General features: G+C 57.3%; 20 protein-coding genes, 1 tRNA gene and 1 pseudogene. 15 read left to right on the top strand and 7 right to left on the bottom strand.

The annotated features are described in order from the left end of the window. Positions 1 to 176: 176 nt before the first annotated feature. From L9Z73_RS09775 to L9Z73_RS09760, 4 genes are all read left to right on the top strand, one after another. Positions 177 to 1067: a hypothetical protein gene (locus tag L9Z73_RS09775; RefSeq protein ID WP_247399439.1), complete on the top strand. Its 891-nt coding sequence runs from the start codon at positions 177 to 179 to the stop codon at positions 1065 to 1067. Between the two features lie 32 nt (positions 1068 to 1099). After that, entirely contained in the window at positions 1100 to 1921 is an 822-nt protein-coding gene (locus L9Z73_RS09770) for an aspartate/glutamate racemase family protein (protein WP_247399436.1), read from the top strand. A gap of 20 nt (positions 1922 to 1941) precedes the next feature. Beyond that, positions 1942 to 3300: an MFS transporter gene (locus L9Z73_RS09765; RefSeq protein ID WP_247399433.1), complete on the top strand. Its 1359-nt coding sequence runs from the start codon at positions 1942 to 1944 to the stop codon at positions 3298 to 3300. 149 nt (positions 3301 to 3449) lie between these two features. Beyond that, positions 3450 to 5384 (top strand): avidin/streptavidin family protein, encoded by a 1935-nt coding sequence (locus tag L9Z73_RS09760; RefSeq protein WP_247399430.1) that lies wholly within the window; start codon positions 3450 to 3452, stop codon positions 5382 to 5384. Here the strand turns inward: L9Z73_RS09760 and L9Z73_RS09755 are convergent. From L9Z73_RS09755 to L9Z73_RS09745, 3 genes are all read right to left on the bottom strand, one after another. After that, complete coding sequence (locus tag L9Z73_RS09755; RefSeq protein WP_247399440.1) at positions 5377 to 6360, bottom strand: GlxA family transcriptional regulator; 984 nt, start codon at positions 6358 to 6360, stop codon at positions 5377 to 5379. The two genes, L9Z73_RS09760 and L9Z73_RS09755, sit on opposite strands and share 8 nt — an antisense overlap. A 738-nt stretch (positions 6361 to 7098) precedes the next feature. Beyond that, entirely contained in the window at positions 7099 to 7254 is a 156-nt protein-coding gene (locus L9Z73_RS09750) for a hypothetical protein (protein ID WP_247399441.1), read from the bottom strand. Positions 7255 to 7396: 142 nt separating this feature from the next. Next, on the bottom strand, positions 7397 to 7819 hold the full coding sequence (locus tag L9Z73_RS09745; protein WP_247399428.1) for an RDD family protein: 423 nt from the start codon (positions 7817 to 7819) through the stop codon (positions 7397 to 7399). 156 nt (positions 7820 to 7975) lie between these two features. On the opposite strand from L9Z73_RS09745, the gene L9Z73_RS09740 reads away from it, so the two are divergent. From L9Z73_RS09740 to L9Z73_RS09725, 4 genes and pseudogenes are all read left to right on the top strand, one after another. Then, positions 7976 to 8356 carry a hypothetical protein gene (locus L9Z73_RS09740; RefSeq protein ID WP_247399425.1) on the top strand — a complete coding sequence of 127 codons (381 nt, stop codon included), beginning with the start codon at positions 7976 to 7978 and terminating at the stop codon, positions 8354 to 8356. A gap of 180 nt (positions 8357 to 8536) precedes the next feature. Further along, a complete protein-coding gene (locus L9Z73_RS09735) occupies positions 8537 to 9007 on the top strand; it encodes a hypothetical protein (protein WP_247399422.1) in 471 nt (156 codons plus the stop codon). Positions 9008 to 9387: 380 nt separating this feature from the next. Continuing rightward, positions 9388 to 9603, top strand: a pseudogene (locus L9Z73_RS09730) (hypothetical protein). A 104-nt stretch (positions 9604 to 9707) separates the two neighbouring features. Further along, entirely contained in the window at positions 9708 to 11045 is a 1338-nt protein-coding gene (locus tag L9Z73_RS09725) for an autotransporter outer membrane beta-barrel domain-containing protein (protein ID WP_247399419.1), read from the top strand. A 603-nt stretch (positions 11046 to 11648) separates the two neighbouring features. Here the strand turns inward: L9Z73_RS09725 and L9Z73_RS09720 are convergent. Together L9Z73_RS09720 and L9Z73_RS09715 are read right to left on the bottom strand one after the other, a co-directional pair. After that, positions 11649 to 11722: transfer RNA gene (locus tag L9Z73_RS09720), tRNA-Cys, on the bottom strand. Positions 11723 to 11936: 214 nt separating this feature from the next. Beyond that, a complete protein-coding gene (locus L9Z73_RS09715; RefSeq protein WP_282598574.1) occupies positions 11937 to 12167 on the bottom strand; it encodes a penicillin acylase family protein in 231 nt (76 codons plus the stop codon). Positions 12168 to 12369: 202 nt separating this feature from the next. Here L9Z73_RS09715 and L9Z73_RS09710 point away from each other — a divergent pair, with 202 nt between their 5' ends. The 3 genes from L9Z73_RS09710 to L9Z73_RS09700 all read left to right on the top strand — a co-directional run bounded on the left by L9Z73_RS09710 (position 12370) and on the right by L9Z73_RS09700 (position 13913). Next, on the top strand, positions 12370 to 12813 hold the full coding sequence (locus L9Z73_RS09710; protein ID WP_247399416.1) for a hypothetical protein: 444 nt from the start codon (positions 12370 to 12372) through the stop codon (positions 12811 to 12813). Positions 12814 to 12817: 4 nt separating this feature from the next. Then, the gene (locus L9Z73_RS09705; protein ID WP_247399414.1) at positions 12818 to 13225 is read left to right on the top strand and encodes a hypothetical protein; all 408 of its coding nucleotides are present in this window, start codon (positions 12818 to 12820) and stop codon (positions 13223 to 13225) included. Positions 13226 to 13532: 307 nt separating this feature from the next. Beyond that, positions 13533 to 13913, top strand: coding sequence for a fe2+ zn2+ uptake regulation protein (locus L9Z73_RS09700; RefSeq protein ID WP_247399411.1), 381 nt, complete (start codon positions 13533 to 13535; stop codon positions 13911 to 13913). A gap of 14 nt (positions 13914 to 13927) precedes the next feature. On the opposite strand, the gene L9Z73_RS09695 is transcribed toward L9Z73_RS09700, so the two are convergent. Continuing rightward, positions 13928 to 14122 carry a hypothetical protein gene (locus L9Z73_RS09695; protein ID WP_017846379.1) on the bottom strand — a complete coding sequence of 65 codons (195 nt, stop codon included), beginning with the start codon at positions 14120 to 14122 and terminating at the stop codon, positions 13928 to 13930. 172 nt (positions 14123 to 14294) lie between these two features. On the opposite strand from L9Z73_RS09695, the gene L9Z73_RS09690 reads away from it, so the two are divergent. Next, complete coding sequence (locus L9Z73_RS09690) at positions 14295 to 14432, top strand: hypothetical protein (RefSeq protein WP_247399408.1); 138 nt, start codon at positions 14295 to 14297, stop codon at positions 14430 to 14432. A 70-nt stretch (positions 14433 to 14502) separates the two neighbouring features. Here the strand turns inward: L9Z73_RS09690 and L9Z73_RS09685 are convergent, their stop codons facing one another. After that, the gene (locus L9Z73_RS09685; RefSeq protein WP_247399406.1) at positions 14503 to 15420 is read right to left on the bottom strand and encodes a LysR family transcriptional regulator; all 918 of its coding nucleotides are present in this window, start codon (positions 15418 to 15420) and stop codon (positions 14503 to 14505) included. Positions 15421 to 15540: 120 nt separating this feature from the next. Here L9Z73_RS09685 and L9Z73_RS09680 point away from each other — a divergent pair, with 120 nt between their 5' ends. The 3 genes from L9Z73_RS09680 to L9Z73_RS09670 all read left to right on the top strand — a co-directional run. After that, complete coding sequence (locus L9Z73_RS09680; protein ID WP_247399403.1) at positions 15541 to 16536, top strand: aldo/keto reductase; 996 nt, start codon at positions 15541 to 15543, stop codon at positions 16534 to 16536. Positions 16537 to 16736: 200 nt separating this feature from the next. Then, positions 16737 to 18281 (top strand): M91 family zinc metallopeptidase, encoded by a 1545-nt coding sequence (locus L9Z73_RS09675; RefSeq protein ID WP_247399399.1) that lies wholly within the window; start codon positions 16737 to 16739, stop codon positions 18279 to 18281. Positions 18282 to 18544: 263 nt separating this feature from the next. Beyond that, positions 18545 to 20020, top strand: a 1476-nt coding sequence (locus L9Z73_RS09670) for a methyl-accepting chemotaxis protein (RefSeq protein WP_247399396.1), incomplete at its 3' end; no start/stop codon positions are given.

Genomic DNA, 20020 nt, shown 5'->3' with positions numbered 1-20020 from the left:
GTATGGCCCCGCCAGCCAACGAGATCCGGACGCGGTGCGCGACGATCTGAAGAACGGCTACGTCGATGCGGCGACCGCCCAGTCGGTATACGGCCTGGTGACGTGAATTCTGGGCGCCTCCCGCGCCCCGCCTGCTGCTCGGCCTTCAAGAACAACAACAAAAAGAGAGCACCCACATGAAACTGCAACACTCATCTCGCTTATGGGTAGGGCCCGCACTTGCCTTGGTTTTGGGGATTACGCCTCCGGCACAAGGCGAACAGTTCATTGGCTTCGCCCAACCGGGCGTACCCGGACAGTGGGCCCTGGAATCGTTTCCCGTGTTCAGCCGCACGACAAAAGGCAGCGTGCGTGCGGGCAGCAACACCGTCCTGGCGTACTTTTCGGAAACTGGCTTTACCGGGACGCAGCGCGACCAATTGCAGTTTTGGGTCGGCGCCGATACGGGCTACAACAATGACAACAGCGCTCGCAACAACGGGGCGTGGGGCGTCGCGTCGCCGAACCTCGGCCTGGCCTATTACTACAACGTGGTGGAGCCCAAGAGCGCCTATGGTTCCGATGATTTCACCACCTTCTGGGTCAATCCGACGCTCTCCCTGGAGTTTCCCAACGGCAACGATGAAGGCACCGGTTACGGCGCGTTTGCCAACCGCTATGGCGCGAGCTTCAGCGTCGCCAACTACCTGCGCGTGGGTCGTTTTGCCGCCACCTTTACGCCGGCCGGCATCCACTATGCCGCGCGCAATCGTCACGCCACCGATCTCGGCAGCGGCGACCCGACACGCCTGCGTGGCGGCGTCAGCTTCTGGCTGGCCGACATCGCCGCCGCCTACCTGGTCACCGACGATGTGTGGCTCGGCGTCCATCACTCCTACCACATCAACAATCGCTCAGCGTCCGACTTCAAGGAATCCCGCGAAGGCAAGATCGGCCCGGCGATGACCTACACCGGTTTCAGCAAACAGGGGCTCTACCTGTCGGCCAACCTGAACTTTGACTACTACCACAGCGACAACCTGCCCTATTCCAATAGTTTGACCATGGCCCTGGTGAAGTTCTTCTAGTGCCATTCAACACACCTATCGAGGAATACCGTGTGGACAGTTCAACCTTCAACATCGCACCGCAAGACATTGCAGTGACCGTGCGCTGGCTCAACCCGATCGGCTGCCCGACCTTTGACGCGCCCATCGCTGAGCTGTTGCACAGCATCAAGCAGCCTTCCACTCAGGTGGAGGTGGTGTCGTTCGACATGACGCCCAGCCCGACGCACCTGGAATACCGCGCCTACGAGGCCCTTACGTATGAACGCAGCGTACACATCGCCCGCGATTGCGCCCGGACAGGCGTGGACGCGTTAGTGCTGGGTTGCTTTTACGATCCGGCACTGGAAGACGCGCGGGAAATATCCGGTGAAACCCTGGTTGTCGCGCCCTGCCAGGCGAGCCTGCAGGTGGTGGAACAGCTGGCCAATCGCTTTTCGATCATCGTCGGGCGCACCAAATGGATAGAGCAGATGCGCGCGCGCGTACAGGGCTATGGCGCCGGCGCGCGATTGGCTTCGCTGCGCCCGTTGGGCATGGGCGTCGACGAGTTCCAGCGCGATCACGCGTTGACCCGTCGCAAGATCATCGAGCAAGCCCACCGCGCAGTCGAAGAAGACGGCGCTGAAGCCGTGATCCTCGGCTGCACCATTGAATTCGGTTTTTTCGAGGAGGTGCAGCGCGAAGTCGGTGTGCCGGTGATAGATCCGGTGGTCGCGGCATTCAAGGTGGCCGAAGCGATGGCGGGTATGAAACGCCGGTTTGGCTGGCGTCCGAGTCGAGTCGGTAGCTGCGAGCCGCCACCGGAAGCTGAAATCGAACGGTTTGGTTTGTTCCGCGACCCCGCGCCAATTGGCAACCGCGTCAGAGCCTGAATTGCAAAAGGAACGCCACCATGAGTGATATTTCCTCCACGCTACACACCGATCACCCGGAACCTGCGCCGGATTCGCACACCTGCAACGTGGGCGACGTCTTCCGAGAATTCCCCCTGACCCGTACTCACCTGCAGTGTTGCCTGGTGCTGTTCTTTGTCTTTGCGATTGAAGCCTGGGAGATGATGATCATTGTCTACACCGCGCCGCTAATTGCCGCCGAGTTTGGCCTGGACGCCCTTGGCGTGGGCCACCTGATCGGCGCGATGTTCATCGGCATGCTGCTGGGTGCGCTGGCCTGGGGCAAAGTTGCAGAACGCATTGGCCGTAAACGCGCGATTATCTGGAGCCTGGGCGCTTATGGCGTCATCTCCCTGGCCAGTGCGTTTGCACCCGATTACTCGACTCTGTATGCCCTGCGATTGCTGTCCGGGGTTGCCGCCGTGGGCATGATGGTGGTGACCTTCGCGCATTACCAGGAACTGTTGCCGGTGCGCCAGCGCGGCTCGCTGACGGTTTATCTCGCTTCCGGTTGGCCCATTGGAATGCTGCTGGCGTTGGGCGCCACGGTGTGGTTACTGCCGCAAGGCTGGCGCGCGATCATCGTCTTGAGTTCGCTCGGTGGGTTGTGGGCGATCGCCGTGGCACGCTGGGTACCGGAGTCGCCTTATTGGCTAGCCTCCACCGGCAGGCAACAGGAGGCCAGAGCGGCGATTGCCGTATTGAGCCAAGGGGCGGTGCGCATACCCGAGCACTGCGAACTGCAGGTTGATCGCAGTGCTTCGGGTCGCCAGCGTGACCTCTTCAGCCGCGCTCTGCTGAAGGTCAGCCTGCTGCAAATCACGGTCAACTTTACCTTCTCTTGGGGTTACTGGGGTTTGCAAACCTGGCTACCCACCTTGCTGCAGCAGCGCGGCCTGAGCTTGCCGCAGAGCTACGGTTTTATCGCGCTGTCGGCGTTGTGCATGATCCCGGGCTATATGGCCGCGTCGTATCTGACGGGGCGCTTTGGGCGCAAAAAAGTCATCGTGACGTTTATCAGCGCATCGGTGCTGGCGGGTTATGGTTTTGCCAATGCCCACAGCCTGGAAATGCTCTACCTGAGCAATTTCGCGTTGGCGTTCTTCAGCCTCGGCGCATGGGGGGTGTGGGGGGCATGGATCGGTGAGCTGTATCCCACCTCGTTACGAACTGTGGGTTACGGCTGGGCGATTTTCGCCCAGCGTGTGGCGAACGTACTGGCACCATCGCTGATCGGCGCGCTGATCGCCTACGGCACTTCGTTCAACCAGACGACCAGCATCATCAATGCTTTTCTTTTGGTCACGGTCATTCTTGCCGCGTTCATGCCGGAAACCGAAGGCGAGGCGTTGCGCTGAAACCGCCTGAGTTCAGCGTCGAATCCGACAACGTGAAGGGTTCGCCGCTGGCAGTGGTCGCCAAGGCGATCAGGCTGAATATTGCCAGGCGCATTCAAGCGCCCGACACGGGTCGGGCGCCTATCAATCCGAATGGAAACGGAGTTCCCATGAGCAATAAACACTTGGAAAACCGCCTGGTTTTCCCCATGCAGCGCGGGCCTTATCAGAACAACGGTGCTTCGCCTTGGTATTGCACGCTTAAACTCGGCACCCCTGGCCAACCGCTCAAGTTCGCAATCGATTCAGGCACCAACATGAACTGGATCACCTCGGCATTTTGTCCGGCCAACCAGTGCGTGCATTCTGCCGGTGGCCGCTTTGACGCCCAGTCTTCCAGCACCTTTGCCTTTACCGATTGCCTGCAGCGGCCTTACAGCTTTGGCCCCTGGGGCACCATGCAGGTGGAGTCCGCCTCGGACGTTTTGACAATGCCTTGCGTTACGCCACTGGAGACGCAACTGCTGCTAGCCACCGCCTACGACGGCGAACAATTCAAGCAACTCGATTGGGACGGCGGCCTGGGTTTACCTTGCAGCAGCGCTTACGTCGAGGGGCGCAGCTCCTTTTTACTCCAGGCATTAATGCGTGACGGCCAACTGTCTCCCGCCCATCCCTTCGTCGCATTTGATTGGGATAACCAAGCCCGCAACGGCACTTGCCAAATGGGCGGTGTGGACCCCACGAAAACCCAGGGCCCGCACCTATTTTTGGCATGGTCGGTGTACAGCACCTTAGCCGGTGTGGAATACATCTGGTCGGCCGACCTGAAGTCCTACTCGGTCGGCTCAGAGCTAATGGCCAGTAACCTCAAGTTCGCGCTCGACTCAGGCTCTTCGCAGTTCAAAGGGGATGACGGTTTAATGCGCCGAACCCTGGCGCGTATTGCGCAGGGAGGAGAACCCGACATCGTGCTGGGGTTTGCCGACGGTGAGATCACCTTGGGCGCCAACCTCTACAACTGCCTGATCGAAGAAGGCCCGCAAAAAGGCGAGCGTTTGCCTCAATTCGCTCCATTGGGCCTGGCTGACCTTGTGCTGGTGGGGTCGCTGGTGATGGAGTACTGCTACACGGTGTACGAGTATCAAGTCGTGAAATGCAGTCATGAGGTCTATTCGTTAGCACCCGTAGGCATGTGGCTGTTCAATCGTGCTGATGGTCCGCAGATCATCACGCGATCGTCATCGAAATATTTCACACCTGAAGCGCGTTCAATCTCCAATGGAAAACTCGCCCTCCCGGGCCCTTCGATTGAAACCGTATCGGTCGCCGGCACCTGGAAGAACGACTACGGCTCAGTCATGAATCTGGCGGTCTCGGGACAGCACATCTATGGCACCTATCACTCTTCGACAGGCTCAACGGGCAAGTATTCGGTGAGCGGCTTTTCCTTGGGCGCGGCCCCTAACCGTGAAAAAAACCAACCCATCGCGTTGGCCATTAACTGGCGTGATCTTGGCGCCGAGCCCTGTGACCCCAGCTGGAACTGGACTTCTGGTTTGAGCGGGCAGTTCAGTGTGACGGCTACCGGCGAAGTGCTGACGTTGTCCCACCTGCTGGTCGCAACCAGCGGGTTCCCTGAACTTACCGGCCCGGGAACCTATGTCGACAAATTGGTCTATCGGCGGGTAGAGAAACAACCACGCCTTGAGCCCCCGTCGCCATCAACGCTGTTACCCGTTGAAAACGCGCTGACGGGCAGTTGGGTCGCGGGCGATGGAATGTCTTTGGTATTGAGCGTGCAAGGCGACAGCACGCAGCGCATGGGCATCGTTCGCGGGCGGCTGACGTGTCCGAGCGGCGGCGCTGATTCAGAGGTTCGCGGCTTTACCGACATCAATGCAGTCGCCAGCAAACTCCAGCGCCAATCCGTGAGCCTCACCGCCGCCGAGGCTGCGGACGCGAAGGTGCGTACCTTATGCGGCACCCTGCAATTGGCGGAAGACGTGCTCGATCTGCTGGTACTGGCCAGCACTTCAGTTGCGCCTGCAAATGCCTACCTGGCGACACAGATCTCATCGATACGCTTCACTCGCGCTACTTGACCAACCTCTTTTCCTTCGACGGCCTGTAGCCAAAATACGCGCTATAACACTTGCTGAAATGACTCGGCGAAACAAACCCGCACGCCACCAGCACCTCCACCTGCGACAACTCGGTGTGTTGCAACAACCGACGAGCCTCCGTCACCCGCAGTTCCATGTAATAGCGCTGCGGCGTGGTGCCCAGTTGTTCCTTGAACAGCCGTTCGAGCTGACGGCGGGAGCGGCCGGCATAGACGGCGAGCTGGTCGAGTTCCAGAGGCTCTTCGAGGTTGGCGTCCATCAGTTTCACCACCTCGCGTAACGGCGCGCTGACGCTGACGTTTTCCGTCGGTTTGATCCGCCGGTAGCGGGACTCCTCGAAGGCCAGGATATCCTCGATGCCTTCGACCAACGCCTTGTCGTGCAGGCCCTTGATCCAATCCAACGCCATGTGGAACGCCCCGGACGGGCTGGATGCGGTCAGGCGGTCGCGGTCGATGACATACGGCTCGCTGGTGACGTGGGCAGCCTTGGACACCTCCGCCAGTGCCGGACGATGTTCGGGGTGGATGGCGCAGCGGTAGTCCTGCAACAGGCCGGCGCGACCTAAAAACCAGGCGCCGTTCCACAAGCCGGCAAGGCTGACGCCCTGCTCAGCGGCACAGCGCAGCAGGTGGATGAAGTCGTCGCTGGCCTTCAGCTCGGTGCGAAAGCCGCCGCAGATCACCAGCAATTCCAGCGTTTGCAATGCCGCCACGTCGAGGCGTGCATCGGGGCGGATCACCAGGCCCAGGTCGCTGATGACTTCGCCGTCACCCCAGCCAAACGTGCGCGATGCGAACAGCTCGGGGCGCAGGAGATTGGCGGTGACCAGGGTGTCGAGGGTCTGGGTGAAGGCCGGCAGGGAGAAGTGTTCGAGCAGCAGGAAGCCGACGCGGGTGGCCGACGCCGGCTGGCCGGGTGTTTCATTGAGGTAGCGCAGGTTCTTGCCTTTCATGCCGCCGCTGAATTGACGTCTTTCCATCGAGGGTTGGCCCTCTCTTATTGTTGAGGCTGTGGGCGCCATCTTAGGGGGAAATGCAGCGGCTGTCTCAGGTAGCGCGCCATACCCTCAAGGCCTGGCTCACACGCTGATCTTGATAAACCCGGCCCTCGCCAACCCCCCAGGCCAAAGCCTTGCGCAGGCATCTGATACGGTTTTTTCTTTACTATCTGCGCCTGTATCGAAATTTCAACGAGGCGGACAATAGGGCCACTCCCGACACCCTTGTCGAGCGCGGCAGGAATGTTCCTGCCGCCCCCTTCCCTTCGGAGGCCTTATGACCAAGATGGCAATTTTCCTGTTTGGCTTTTTGGTGCTGACCATCGGTATCGGTCTGCTGGCGACCATCTCGCCCGTCTGACGTCAGCGCAGCCCCTCTCCAACAGCACAAAGGCTGACAGCAGGCGGGTGGACATGAAGATGGAGCGGCATGCAAACGGGGGTACATGTCTGTGACAGATACCTTATCCGTCTGGGCAGATCGACCTAAAATACATCGAGATACATTGAGTCTGCCCTTTCACAAGGCTTTCACAGATGAGCGTCTAATGTTGTTTCAGCTCCTAGAGAAACACCTTTTAGCCCGCACTCCCCATCGCGGGCTTTTCTTTGCCCGTGATTTAAGCCAGGCAAAAAAAAGCAAGCCACGCCTCATCAAGATGAATAGCGTGGCTTGCCCTGATAAGCCGTTACTTAACGCGGGCCGGGACCGCCTGGGCCGCCATGGCCGCCGCCCTGACCGTGGCCACCACCACCGCCGCCACCACCGCCCGGTGGCATGAATATCCAGCAGCCCGACAGGGACGATAACAACGCGACAATCAGTGCCGCCTTAGTTAGGTTGTTCAACTTCATCACAAGACTCTCTATCCACAAGCTTTAATGCTCGATGGATAAGACCGTTCAAAATGAAGTGCGTCACGCTTATCGTGTAACTTGATGGTATCGATTGTGTTGTAAAGGCTACAAATACCTCGCCGCTATAGACTGATTACCTGGATCGGATCACTACCGTGGATGCGAGCATGTCGCCTAGACGCTTGCGTGAACCAAAGAAAATAAAAATCCAGTCCAGAACACTCAGAAAGGGCGTCGTGATATTGCGCATAAACGATTGGAATAGATTGCAGCCAAGGTAACTGCGCTCATCGATCACCGACATCCCCAGCAGCTTTTTACCCAAGCTTTGAGCGTTGGGCAGAGCGTTGGAAAACAGGTAGTACGTCGCAGCGGCGCCCACAGCCAGAACCCCTGCCACGTCAGACGGAAAACCAAAAACCTCAGCCGTGCGCCCTACCGCGAATAACAGAAAGAAGGTCATCAGCGAGTCGATGCACTGACCGCCCAAACGCCGTCCGAGACCGGCCAGGTTATTGGGCTTGCGGTATTCGTTTTGGGTGTTGTTGCCTTCCATGGGGTGTTATTCCATTCGTTTTTAGGTCAGGTATTGCCAGAGGCAAAAAAGCCGGTGTCGATTTCGGTGATTGTTATGGCAGGCGCAGTTTAAGATATTGTGCATATTCAGTGATGGCGCAATACAATCACCGCAACTCAAAATGGAGATGTAACAGTGAAAACATCACGATTTTTATTAGTAGCAGGCCTAGCAATTCTTGCCGGATGCTCAACGCCGGACATGTTAAGAACCAAACCACCTTCAATAGAAATAAGTAGTTCAAACAAAGCTAAAGCTGTTGCTGGATGCATAGTGCTCGACACAGAAGAGATCTTTAGAGAGCCTTTGGCAAGAAATGCAAAAATCCATACCCGCCCTATTTCGGGAGGGTATTCTATTTGGCTTGTTCAGGGTGTGGCATTTGGAGAATCAACAGCTATGGTTATTGATGTAAGTGACACCCAAAGTGGCTCCACTACGTCTTTTCATAATGATTTGACATCTGCGTATCTTGAAAGAACTAACAAGGTAATTCGCAACTGCCAAGGCACTTAATCAAATACAATTTACACTTACAAATTATTAAGAAGGCAGACTAACAATGGTTTTCCATCCTTTCCCGTGCAACGTTGTCAATCGCGGTACTGGCGGGGAACTCTATGATGGGGCACAGGAAAAGCTTGGACCGGAGGCTACACCCACCGTGAGTGTGGACTCTCACTAAGGAACAATGCAATGAAGCTGTGCATCCCCACACTTTTCGCCTGCCTGTCTTTCACCACCAGTGGAAGCGCAGCAACGCCACCGCTTCCCGATCAGATACTCTGTACGCCCGATGAAAATCACCGCGCCGGCATTGAGAAACTCGACCTGCCGGGGTCAGCGGCTCATTTGCTCGAGTACGGCGGAAAAGTCACAATAACCCAGGAAGGACATCAAGCTCTTTATTCATACGGAAAGGGCCAGGATTTCTACCACCTCAAAGAGAAAACTGTTTACTCAAAGGACTTCGTTAACATTCAGCACGAAGTTTTTTTGTACTCTGATCCTGGATGGGCGGACAGCAGCGGCGTCCTGATACTGCGTGCTCACTCCGGATCAGGTTTTTTCTATATCGATTGGACCAAGCAGAGGTATTACGGGTACACACACGAGCTGGGTGCCGTTCATTCCTTTGCCGGATCATGCATGGTGCTCAAGAAATGATGCAGGCTATGACGCCATCGAGGCACACCCCGATTGTGTAGGGGTATGGGGGCGGTTTTAACGGATAAGCCCGTGGTTGCTGGCCCTACTGCCCGTTCGCATATGATTGCATAAATGCATAATTGGCATTGGATGGCATAGATTGGCGTACGGTTTGCCCCATTTTTGCCCCATTTTTGCACCATGCTAGCGGTTCGCACATCCGGCCTCCCCCGCCTTCCGATGATGGATTGGGCGTAGTCCCTCGCCTGCCCCCCGGCCAGCCTGGCTAAAACCTCGAAACCACAATGCTCTGTAGCAATTTCTAAGCATGCAGCAATTACCGCCCACAAAGGGCGCTGCCGGTACTATGCTTTTTCTTTTTCGAAGGAGTCGACACCATGTCAGGCGAATATTGGTTATCGGACTTGTTGGAGAGGATGTACCAAAATCAGCTCGGGCTAGATGCCGCCCTGATGGAGCTGACGCTTCATGCTGAAAAGTAAGGCGCGACCGAAGTTGGAGAAAACGTTCGGGGAGTCTTGTGGACGACTGGCGAGAACACCGGGCACATCAAGATAGGGCGAGCCAAGCTGAAGGGAAAGAGTACGAGTTAGATATAGGTGAGTCGCAAATGGCCACATCACAGTACAATAGACGCGTCGATTTCATAATTGCTCCCCCAATAGGTCATTGGCGGCGCTAAACAAGAGAGGGATCTATGCGTCACGCCAATAAAAAAATCCTGTCAGCCAGCATTTTCATCAGCACGCTAATAAGCGGAATCTCGAATGTTCAGGCCCTCCCAGCCCCGGTCGTTACTGGCAGCCTTAATGGTTCGATCTATACCATCACTTCGGTCAACACCAGCTACAACGCGTCCTCCGCTTTGCTGGAGTCCCAGCCTTGGTGGGGAAACCAGTCCCTTGCTTTTTCACTCAATGAGATCTATTACCGAGCACAAAATTCGGGGCTCGTCCTGTTCGCGTACGGTTTGAGTGGAAACTACGTAAGCATTACTTATGGTAGCGGCGGTAGAGTTATTGATTGTCCTCAAGGCTGCCCGCAAAAAACGGGCAGCTACAGCTACGCCACCGGCAGCAGCGAAGTCATTCAGCAGGTCCAACTGACTCTGGGCTCGGTGGCCTCCTCCCTGGCCTCCACTGCAGCTGGCGTGAATTCGATCACCAGCAATATCAACATGCTTATGAATGGTGCCCATAGCCGTCCGCTGTCTCGCCTAGTCGAACCCGGCAAGAATACCGTTTGGTTCGGCGGCGACTGGGGCCGTGATGATCATGGGCGTCGCGAAGGATCCAGCGGCTTGGCGGAAATTGGGATTGGCCACAACTTTGGCTTCGCCCAACTTAATGCTACGCTCGGCCAGACTTGGGCACGCCAGCACCTTACAGACAACGGGCGTGTCGACGCGGATGGCCAATACCTCATGCTCGAAGCCATCGTGCCTGTTTATGAGCCCGAGAGAATCTATGCAACGCTGGGCGGTTTCGGTCACTGGGGGGAAAGCGACATCCGCCGTGGCTACATGAACATGGGTCGCAATGAAATCTCCAAAGGCAGCCCTAACACCAACACTTGGGGCGTACGTGCTCGTCTAGACTGGGTCGACGCCCTCACTCTGCACGAAACAGGCATTAGTCCGTATGTCGACCTGAGTTACACCCAGTCGCGTATTGACGGCTACACCGAGAAGAGCGGCACCTTTCCGGCCAGATTCGACGGCCAGAGCGACGACTACAGCGAAGCCCGCCTCGGCTTCAATACGCAAACACCCCTACCCCTTGCAGGCTTCAACTTCGTGAGCAACCTAGAAGCGGTCCATCGCTTCGAAGACCGCACCTCTGGCGTCAGTGGCGAGGTCACTGGTGTATTTGACTTCAGTTTGCCAGGAGAACAGGTACGCAACGACTGGGTTAAGGCCGGTGCGGGTATCGAAGGACTGATTGGGCCAGGAAAGGCTACGTTGATGCTCAACGGTACCTCAAAGAGTGAGATGCCCAACCTCTGGCTAGCCGCTTCGTATCAACTCACTTTCTAATCGACACCAGTAAGCTGTCCCGTATTGCATTGAACCGCATCGCTCTGAGCCCATTTGTAAACTCCCATACAAGCGGCATACCGCATTCATAGGAGGCGCCTGCACCCAAAAAAAGAGCTTTCATGTAGTCCCTCTACCCAATCATGTTTCGATTGTGCCTATTGTAGGCCTTGAAGGGTGAATGGCCCGCTTTTCTGTAGATAGTTTTGAGTGCCTGCTTCTGGCCGATTCTGTTGAAAAAGTCGGCTCTCTCGGATTGCCCGGAAGCTGAGCGGTGAAGGAGCCTGTTTTTCGCGCGGCTACGTGAAATCTGTGTCCGAATGCCTGTGCGGCCATTTAAGATTTCAATCTCATGCGCTTACTTTTCTGCCCTGAGAACCGCGTCCGACTTTTTCAACAGAATCGGCCGTTAGTAGACGCTCAGGCTCCTTAGTCTCGAGCACAATCCCACGTCCAATCGGGGAGAGGCATACCGATAACGGCGTCTTAAATTTCCCGAAAAAAGGTAGGGATGCGGAAGCGATCCGAAAAATTGCGGAAGCGATGAACAAACCGCAGACAATAAAAAACCCCGTAGACGTTAATCTACGGGGTTCTTAAGAGTGGAGGCCGAGGTCGGAATCGAACCGGCGTAGGCGGATTTGCAATCCGCTGCATAACCATTTTGCTACTCGGCCTCAAACGATCAATGCCCTGGTTGCTGGCACTCACCGCATACAAACTTGAGTGGGCTATGTGAAGCGCGCCCCTACTCTAACTCATTGAATACATTGAAGTTTTTATTGCTTCATTGCGTTCGATGGGCGCCATTATGTACTCATTTGCTTTTGCCTGCAACCCCTTGATTTCAAAAAATATTCTGCCTTGGCATCAAGGGCTTGCGTGTTTGCCCTACGCCTTGATGACCTGCGATTGGTACTGCGGATCGGCCTTGATCTGCGCTTCGATGATGGGCAGCGGGCGGAGGTTTTTCTCGGAGAATGCGCGTGTTTGGTCCTTTGCATATTTCGATGCGGGGTTGCTGGACAGGGAGAATGTCAGCACGCTTTGGGCCTGGGGGCCGTTGTCATCGAAGGTAACGATTTGCAGGTACTGGTGAGCCCGAGTTTGCCAATCACGCAGACTCCACCGTCAGATTAAACCGCCTCACACAGGGCAATGACCCCACCGTAAGAACGCAAAAACCCGCGAATAATTTAAGTGTGAAAGCTACTGCATCATTTTTCTACGCCACGATGGTGGCTAGCCTCACACCAGGACGCTCCCAGCGCTGATCGCCACCGTTACACATTCTGACAACCTGTAGAGCCCGCACGCGGAGCACGTGCGCAAAACAGACCATTTGCCCGACACCGAGTACGTGAGCAGTATCCGCGGCCGACCCAGCGAGGGTCACTTCACCCCCAGCCGAAAGCAGGCAACCCGTGACAAATTCACCCAGGAAATGCGCGATTTCTATACGCGCATGGCCGCCGACGGGCAGCCACCCCGCCCCGTTGTCCCGAATATCACCGCGCCAAAAAGAACTCCCGGTGTCATTGCCGATGCGCTTAGCACGGCGCCTGGCCTGGTATTTGGAGAATCCCACAACAACCTGGCCTCTTTGCGAACCTTGTATGACAACGTCGATCTGTTTGCTCAAAACAAGGTGAAAAAGCTATTCGTCGAAGGCCTCGTGTACGACAAAATAATGCGCTGGAAAGATGATGGCATGGGCAGGATCGGGCTCGCACACCGCCCCCCCCAACCAACGCCCGACCCTGGGTGAACTGTTGAAGAAATTCGAAGATAACCAGATCGAAATCGTGCCGCTCGATCATTTTTACTTGACCCGGCACAACGACGAACGCCACCTGTTTGGCGCCATCAAGACACCTGAGCAAGCCACACAACGACTCGAAGAGTTCAACTACTACGCCACCCGCACCATTGAGCAACACGCAGGCGGCGACAAGTGGATTGCACTGGTGGGGCGCCACCATGTCAATACCACCCAGAATGTTCCGGGGCTTTCCGAACTGACCGGCGGCACCGGTATCGCCGTGTATGAAAGAGCGGGACGGGGCACCTATGGCGTTCGCTCGGCAGACCCACGACCTGGCCCCTCAGGCACCCTCACCGCCTCGGATGAGTTGACCGGCGACCTACAGATTTTTGCAGGAGAACTTTGGCCCGCGTGACGGAAACAGAAGCCATAAGGCCCGGCATAACCACTTCAGCCGAGGCTTTGCTGGCATAGCGCGGTTTCGCGGGTAAGAAAAAGTACGCAGTACAGCGAGTGATCTGCTGATGGGTTGGTGTACCCAGCGGGAGGGTTATACACATTCAGGCGCGAAATGGCGGTTATCTAAGGCGACGGCGATGTGACAAAGCGGATACCGACAAAATTTCTACATCCGGCACTTCATTATTTGCATCGCTCGTTCGTCTTATTTAGGTAAGAGCGCCATCATTTTCCTGATCAGGCTCTGATAAGGAGTTTTTTGCATGTACAACTCGCAACTGCCCAAGGACGGACATTCACCGACCGCCGATGCCGCTTATGGCAGTGGCGCTCAAGCGTTTGGTGACGCACCCGAACAGCACGGCAATCAGCGCATTCGCCATTTGCTCAAGTGTTTTGGTTTGCGCACCAGCCTGATCCGGTTGAAAGTCATCGACGCCCTCCTCACCGCCGCCGGCAACCAGCGCACCCTCGGGGTACGCGGTGTACACAGTCATTTGCTGGAGCTGGGCATCCCGTTGTCGTTTCTCAGCGTGCGCGAGGTGCTCAAGCGCCTGTGCAGCGAAGGCGTGATCACCCTCAATGCCGATAAAAGCTACAGCCTCCATGAAGAGGCTGCCAAAGTACTCGAAGGCCGCGCCTGACTCACGCACTTGAATCAGAAGTTAGGCTTGACCTTGCGACGCATCACACCATTGATCACTACCACGGTTACCGCCACCGCAATGGCGATGTACTGGAACGTTTTTTCGCTGATAACCCCGGTGTTCTGCAGGTAGGACAGACCAAACATCGTCCCCAGTACGACCAGGGAAATCAGAATCGAGTATTTCAAACGTTGCTTTTGGGTCATGACGGGTTCCTGAGCCTTGAGAGTGTATCCACTTTGTATCGCCGAACATGCCAAGCACATACCCGTTTGCGGGGATGGAATCGGGTCGGCAGGGTCTCATGTTACAGGCGATGAAAAACTTTGGCTTGTCCGTCGCCTGATTGAACCTGTGTGCACCCAAGAGGACTTTGAAATGTTCCGTCGAATCACACTGTTGATTCCATTGTTGATCATCCTGAGCATGAGCGGCTGCATCATTTTCCCACATGGTGGAGGCGGCTGGCATGACCACCGTTACTACGGTGGCGGGCCCGGTTACTATCACCGCTAACCACCTCTGGGCCTCGCTTTTCTGCCGGAGAGCGAGACCGCTTCCCTGAGCAACGATGTGCCCATCGATATCAAGGCCTGCGTTGCAACCCAGTGTCAGAGCAGGCACACAACTCCACCAGCCAATCGACAAACACCCGTACTCGCTGGGACAACTGGCGGTGTGGCGGGTACAACGCCGTCAGCGGCAATGGCGGTGGCTGGATGTCCCTCAACACTTCCACCAACCTGCCCGCTTCCAGTTGCTGCCTGGCGTGGTAGTACGGCGCCTGCACCAGCCCATAGCCAGCTTCGCAGGCAGCGAGGTAACCGTCGGCGCTGTTGACTGCCACCTGCTTGGGCAAGTCCACCCGACGAATCTCCTCGCCCACCTGGAACTCCAGGCCGTAGCGCTTGCCACTGACGCTGGAAAAGTACTCGACCACTTGGTGGCCGGCCAGCGCGTCGAGATCGCCGGGCACGCCGAAACGTTGCAGATACCCAGGGCTGGCGCAGGTGACCTGGTCCATCATCGCCAGGGGCCGTGCCACCAGTGACTCATCAAGGGCCAGCCCACCGCGCAGCACACAATCCACGCCCTCGCGGATCAGGTCCACCGGGCGGTCGTTAAGGCCGATTTCCAGGTTGATCTGCGGGTAACGCGCGGTAAATTCCGGCAGTGCGGGAATCACCAGAAAGCGCCCGATCCCCGCCGGCATATCAATGCGCAAGGTGCCACGAGGGCTGCGCCGCGTGTTGGAGAACACCGCTTCGGTCTCTTCAAGGTCCGCCAGCAGGCTGACGCAACGCTGGTAGTACGCGGCGCCATCCAGCGTCGGGCTGACTTGCCGCGTGGTGCGCTGCAACAACTGCACGCCAAGGTGCGCTTCCAGTTGCTTGATCAAGATGGTCACCGAGGCACGCGGCAGTTGCAGGCTGTCGGCGGCCTTGGCGAACCCGCCCAACTCGACAATTCGTGTGAACACGCGCATGGCGTTAAATCGGTCCAAAGCCGGGCTTCCTCGTGGATTATTTAGATTTTCATAATAGTGATAGCGGTTTTAGCCGGTTTATCCCAGCGTTGTCGAGGACAACAATGCAGGCCTTTCCCCTCCAAGGAGCTGCACCCGATGTACACTCGACAACTCGGTAAAAACGGCCCTCACGTTTCCGCCATCGGCCTCGGCTGCATGGGCATGACGGACTTTTACACCACCGGCACCGACACCCAGGAAGCCATCGCGACCCTGCACCGCGCCCTGGAGCTGGGCGTCACCCTGCTCGACACCGCCGACATGTATGGCCCTCACACCAATGAGGCACTGATCGGCAAAGCCATCGCCGGCAAGCGCGAGCAAGTGTTCCTGGCCAGCAAATTCGGCTTCGTGCGCGACCCGGCCAACCCGGCGACACGTGGGGTGAATGGTCGCCCTGAATACATCCGCGAAGCCATTGACGGCACCTTGAAACGCCTGGGCGTGGACACCCTCGACCTCTATTACCAGCACCGCATCGACCCCCAGGTGGCCATCGAAGAAAGCGTCGGCGCCATGGCCGAACTGGTCAAGCAAGGCAAGGTACGTTACCTGGGCCTGAGCGAAGTGTCCGTCGCCAGCCTGGAACGGGCCCACAAGGTTCACCCGATCAGCGCCTTGCAAAGCGAATACTCGCTGTGGAGCCGTGACCAGGAAGACAACGGCTGCCTGGCAGCCTGCCAGCGCCTGGGCATCGCCTTCGTGCCGTACAGCCCGCTAGGTCGCGGTTTTCTCACCGGCGCCTTGAAAAGCCCAGAGGATTTCGCCGCTGATGACTACCGTCGCTCCAGCCCACGATTCCAGGGCGAGAACTTCGCGAAGAACCTGCTGCTGGTGGACCAGGTGCAAGCCCTGGCCCAGGAAAAAGGCGTAACGGCCGGGCAATTGGCGTTGGCCTGGGTACTCGCGCAAGGTGATTACCTGATTCCTATCCCCGGCACCAAGCAACGCAAATACCTGGAAGAGAATGTGGCGGCACTGGACATCACCCTGAGTGCTGCCGAGCTGGCAGCGCTGGCGTCGATCTTCCCGGTGGGCGCAACTGCTGGCCTGCGTTACACCGAAGCCGCGCTGGAGTTGATCAACCAATAAGCCTGGAGACGTGATGGGCATGCTGAATAAATAGCCGCAGAGCCGAAATATTCAGCATCCAACACGCTGACACCGCCAGCACGAAACATTTCGCACTAAGACCCTCGCAATCCAACGGAACACTTTCAACCAATCTGCCACGCAATGGGCAGCCCTGATACGTAATCAGGTATTTACCTCGTTGAATGTGAAGGTCCCCTATGCTAGCCCCCCTCGGTTATTCCCCAGCCACATACACCAACGCGCCACTGCCTAACGCCCACGATAAGCCCTTCTCGCCCTACGACCCCCCGTCCGATCTCACGCCAGGCGTCATTGACCGCAGAAAGCACCGCCTGCACACCGACGGCGACGTGAAAATCAGTCGACTCATTGACTGGAATACATTGGACCCCGAAAAACCGAAGATTACGAACAATTGGCTTTTAGTGGAAAGCGGTCACCATTCGGACCGTATCCACGTGCGCAGTTGGCCCGGTGACAAGCTGCAAATCCTGATCAACGACAAACCTTATTTTTTCGACATCAAAGAAAAACAAGGCCCGGCGCAGGACCTCTGGATCGATGCCCAAGGCGGTGATGACACCGTAATCATCGACGATGACGTCAAGCTTCGTGTGGATGTTGAAGGCGGCGACGGCAACGACTATATCCAGGCAGGCGGTGGCCGAAGCAGACTCTATGGCGGGCGCGGCAAGGACTTCCTGCAGTTGGGCAGCGGCCTCGGTTATGCCGAGGGCAATGAAGACGACGACACCATCGTCGGCGGAAGCGGCAATGCCGTGATGTATGGCAATAAGGGCAAGGACCTTCTCATTGGCGGCTTCGGCCCCGCCACCAAGCAGAGTTATCTGGACGGCGGCGACGACGACGATGCACTCGTTTCAGGCAGCGGCCATACGGTATTACATGGGGGCAATGGCAATGACCTCCTTATAGGGCACGACCGCACGACTTTCTATACAGGGAAAGGCCGCAACACCCTCTTGAATAATCAGCGCAACGACCTAATTTACGCCAACGCCAATGATCATTTCGACCGTACCCGAGGTTCGGTTTTCACCGAGGTAAAACCCAGCAACGCTGGCGAGCAGGGTTTCACCGTGGAAGAAGGACACCTGGGGTTCAAACAACGGGTCGCCGACGACTTCGAGTTCCTGCGCAGTTCGCCGCTAGGCCAGCAAACCCTGGCAAAAATGGATCAGCTCGCAGTGGAGAACGGCGCTAAGGTCACCATAAAACGAGGCTCCTCGGGCAACAATTCATACGAGTATAAGAGAGCTGAGCTGGGCGACCTGTCGCCTCAGGCAGAAGAAACTATTGACCCATCTGAGCGGGGATTCATCAAAAAAGGCGTTGCCGGCGCGCGCGCCAATCGCGCCGAAATCTATTTTGACCCCCAATCGACCATTGAAAGTACTGACCGCACCAATACAGCGGTTCCCGTCACCGCACTCTTTCACGAGATTGGACATGCCTACAATGGCGCCACCGGCACATTCCTGAGGGGCGGGACTACTGAACGTCTGGAATCCGGCCTGTCGGACGTCCTCCCGAATCTTGAACGCCAAGTCGTTGGCCTACCCAACAATGCGAAACCGTTTGACTTCGATAACGACCCGGCTACGCCACCGAGTGCGATCAATCCGAAACCCTTCACTGAAAACGGCCTGAACGAAGAAATGGGTAAACCGCTTAGGAAAAGTTACCTATTTGAGACCAGTGTTCAGGGCGACGGCCTCTAATACAGCGCTCACACGCCTGCCAGATACTGTAATGGGCAGGTTGAAGATCGCGGCGTCTAAATCCCCAGCCGCCAAAGCCTCGATAAATAGCGGTATCTCAGTAGACTGAGTAGCGAGGGATACGCACCTCCTCGCTACCCACTGTCCGAGAATAATGGCGTTCTTGCACCACCGTACCTAAAGCTCCTCCCGCCCAAGCCGATATCCCTACGAAGCTCTAAAAAAGCCGCGCCGACAATAAACGCTTCGTAAGGACGACCCCCATGCCCTCATTGCGCTCCATTCAAGCCCGCTACACCCTGTTTCTGGTGCTGTTCGTCCTGGTGCTATTTGTGTTGACGGTGGTGGGCATCGGCCGGTTGGTCGCGCCCACGTTGCGGCATACTGAAGAACAGGTGGTGCTCAACCGTATCGCCGAAGTGGCCGAACAGATCCAGGGCGAGCTGAATAAGGTTCAGGCCCAGCAACGCAGCATCACCCAGACCATCCCCCTGCTCGACAGCGATGCGATCGACAAGGTGCTGCCTGGCCTGGTGGATCAATACGGCGAGCTGAAAGTATTCGGCGGAGGGATCTGGCCGCTGCCTAACCAACGCACCCCCGGACGCAACAAGCACAGCACGTTCTGGCACCGCGATGCGTCGGGCAAGCTGGCAGTGAACACCTTCTGGAACAGTGACCCTGCCCCCAACTACTACGACCAGAGCTGGTACAAAGGCGGCCTTGCCGCACCGCGCGGTCAATGTGCCTGGGCCGCTGCCTACAAGGACGACGCCAGCCAGGAACCGCGCACCAACTGCGCCATGGCGATCCAGCGAGACGGCGCGGCGTATGGCGTCGCCACCATCGACGTGACCCTGGGCTTCTTCAATGACCTGGTGGCGAGCAAGGAAAAAGACATCGGCGGGCAAATGCTGATCGTCGAAGGCGACGGCAAGATCATCAGCAACAGCACGCGCATCAGCGGCCCGGTGGTATTGAAAAACATCAGCGAACTGAGCGGCACCTCGGCATTCGCCGCCCAGGTCAGCGCTGCCCTCGCCCACCGCGAGCAGAAACTACAACGCAGCGAGTTCGACAACCAGGGCGTGGCGAGCACCTTCTATATGCGCCCCATCGAAGGCACGCCGTGGTTCCTCGCCACCGCCCTGCCCACTTCGCTGATCACCGCCCAGCGCGACGATGTGCTCGGTTCCCTGGCCCTGCTGCAAATTCCCATGGTGTTGCTGCTGGTGCTGCTGGCGGCCTATGCGATCCACCAACTGGTGCAGCGCATGAACACACTGAAAACCAATATCGACGCGCTCTCCACCGGCGATGCCGACCTGACGCGACGCATCACCATCCGCGCCGAAGATGAACTGGGCGCCATCGGCCACTCGGTGAACCGATTTATCGTTTACCTGCAAAACATGATCGGTGAAGTGACCCAAGCCACCGGCGCCATGTCGACGAGCCTGGAGCAATTGCAGCAGACCTCGGCACAAGCCAACAAGATCCTGGTGCGGCATGCCTCGGAGACCGATCAGACCGTCACCGCCATCACCGAAATGAGCTCCACCGCCGACACCGTCGCGCAAAATGCCGCGCAAACCGCCGCCTTCACCCAGCGCGCCAATGAGCATGCCGACCGTTCCCGCGTGGTGGTGGGCGAAGCATCAAGCAGCGTCGGCGCCTTGATCGGCGAAGTCGCCAGCGCCACCCACACCGTGGAAAACATGCGCCAGGACGCCGCACGC

This window comes from Pseudomonas emilianonis (genome assembly GCF_023072625.1).
GTDB classification, from domain to species: Bacteria; Pseudomonadota; Gammaproteobacteria; order Pseudomonadales; family Pseudomonadaceae; genus Aquipseudomonas; species Aquipseudomonas paraveronii.
The sequence above is the reverse complement of the archived record's forward strand: the minus strand, read 5'-3'. Positions and strand labels throughout refer to the sequence as shown.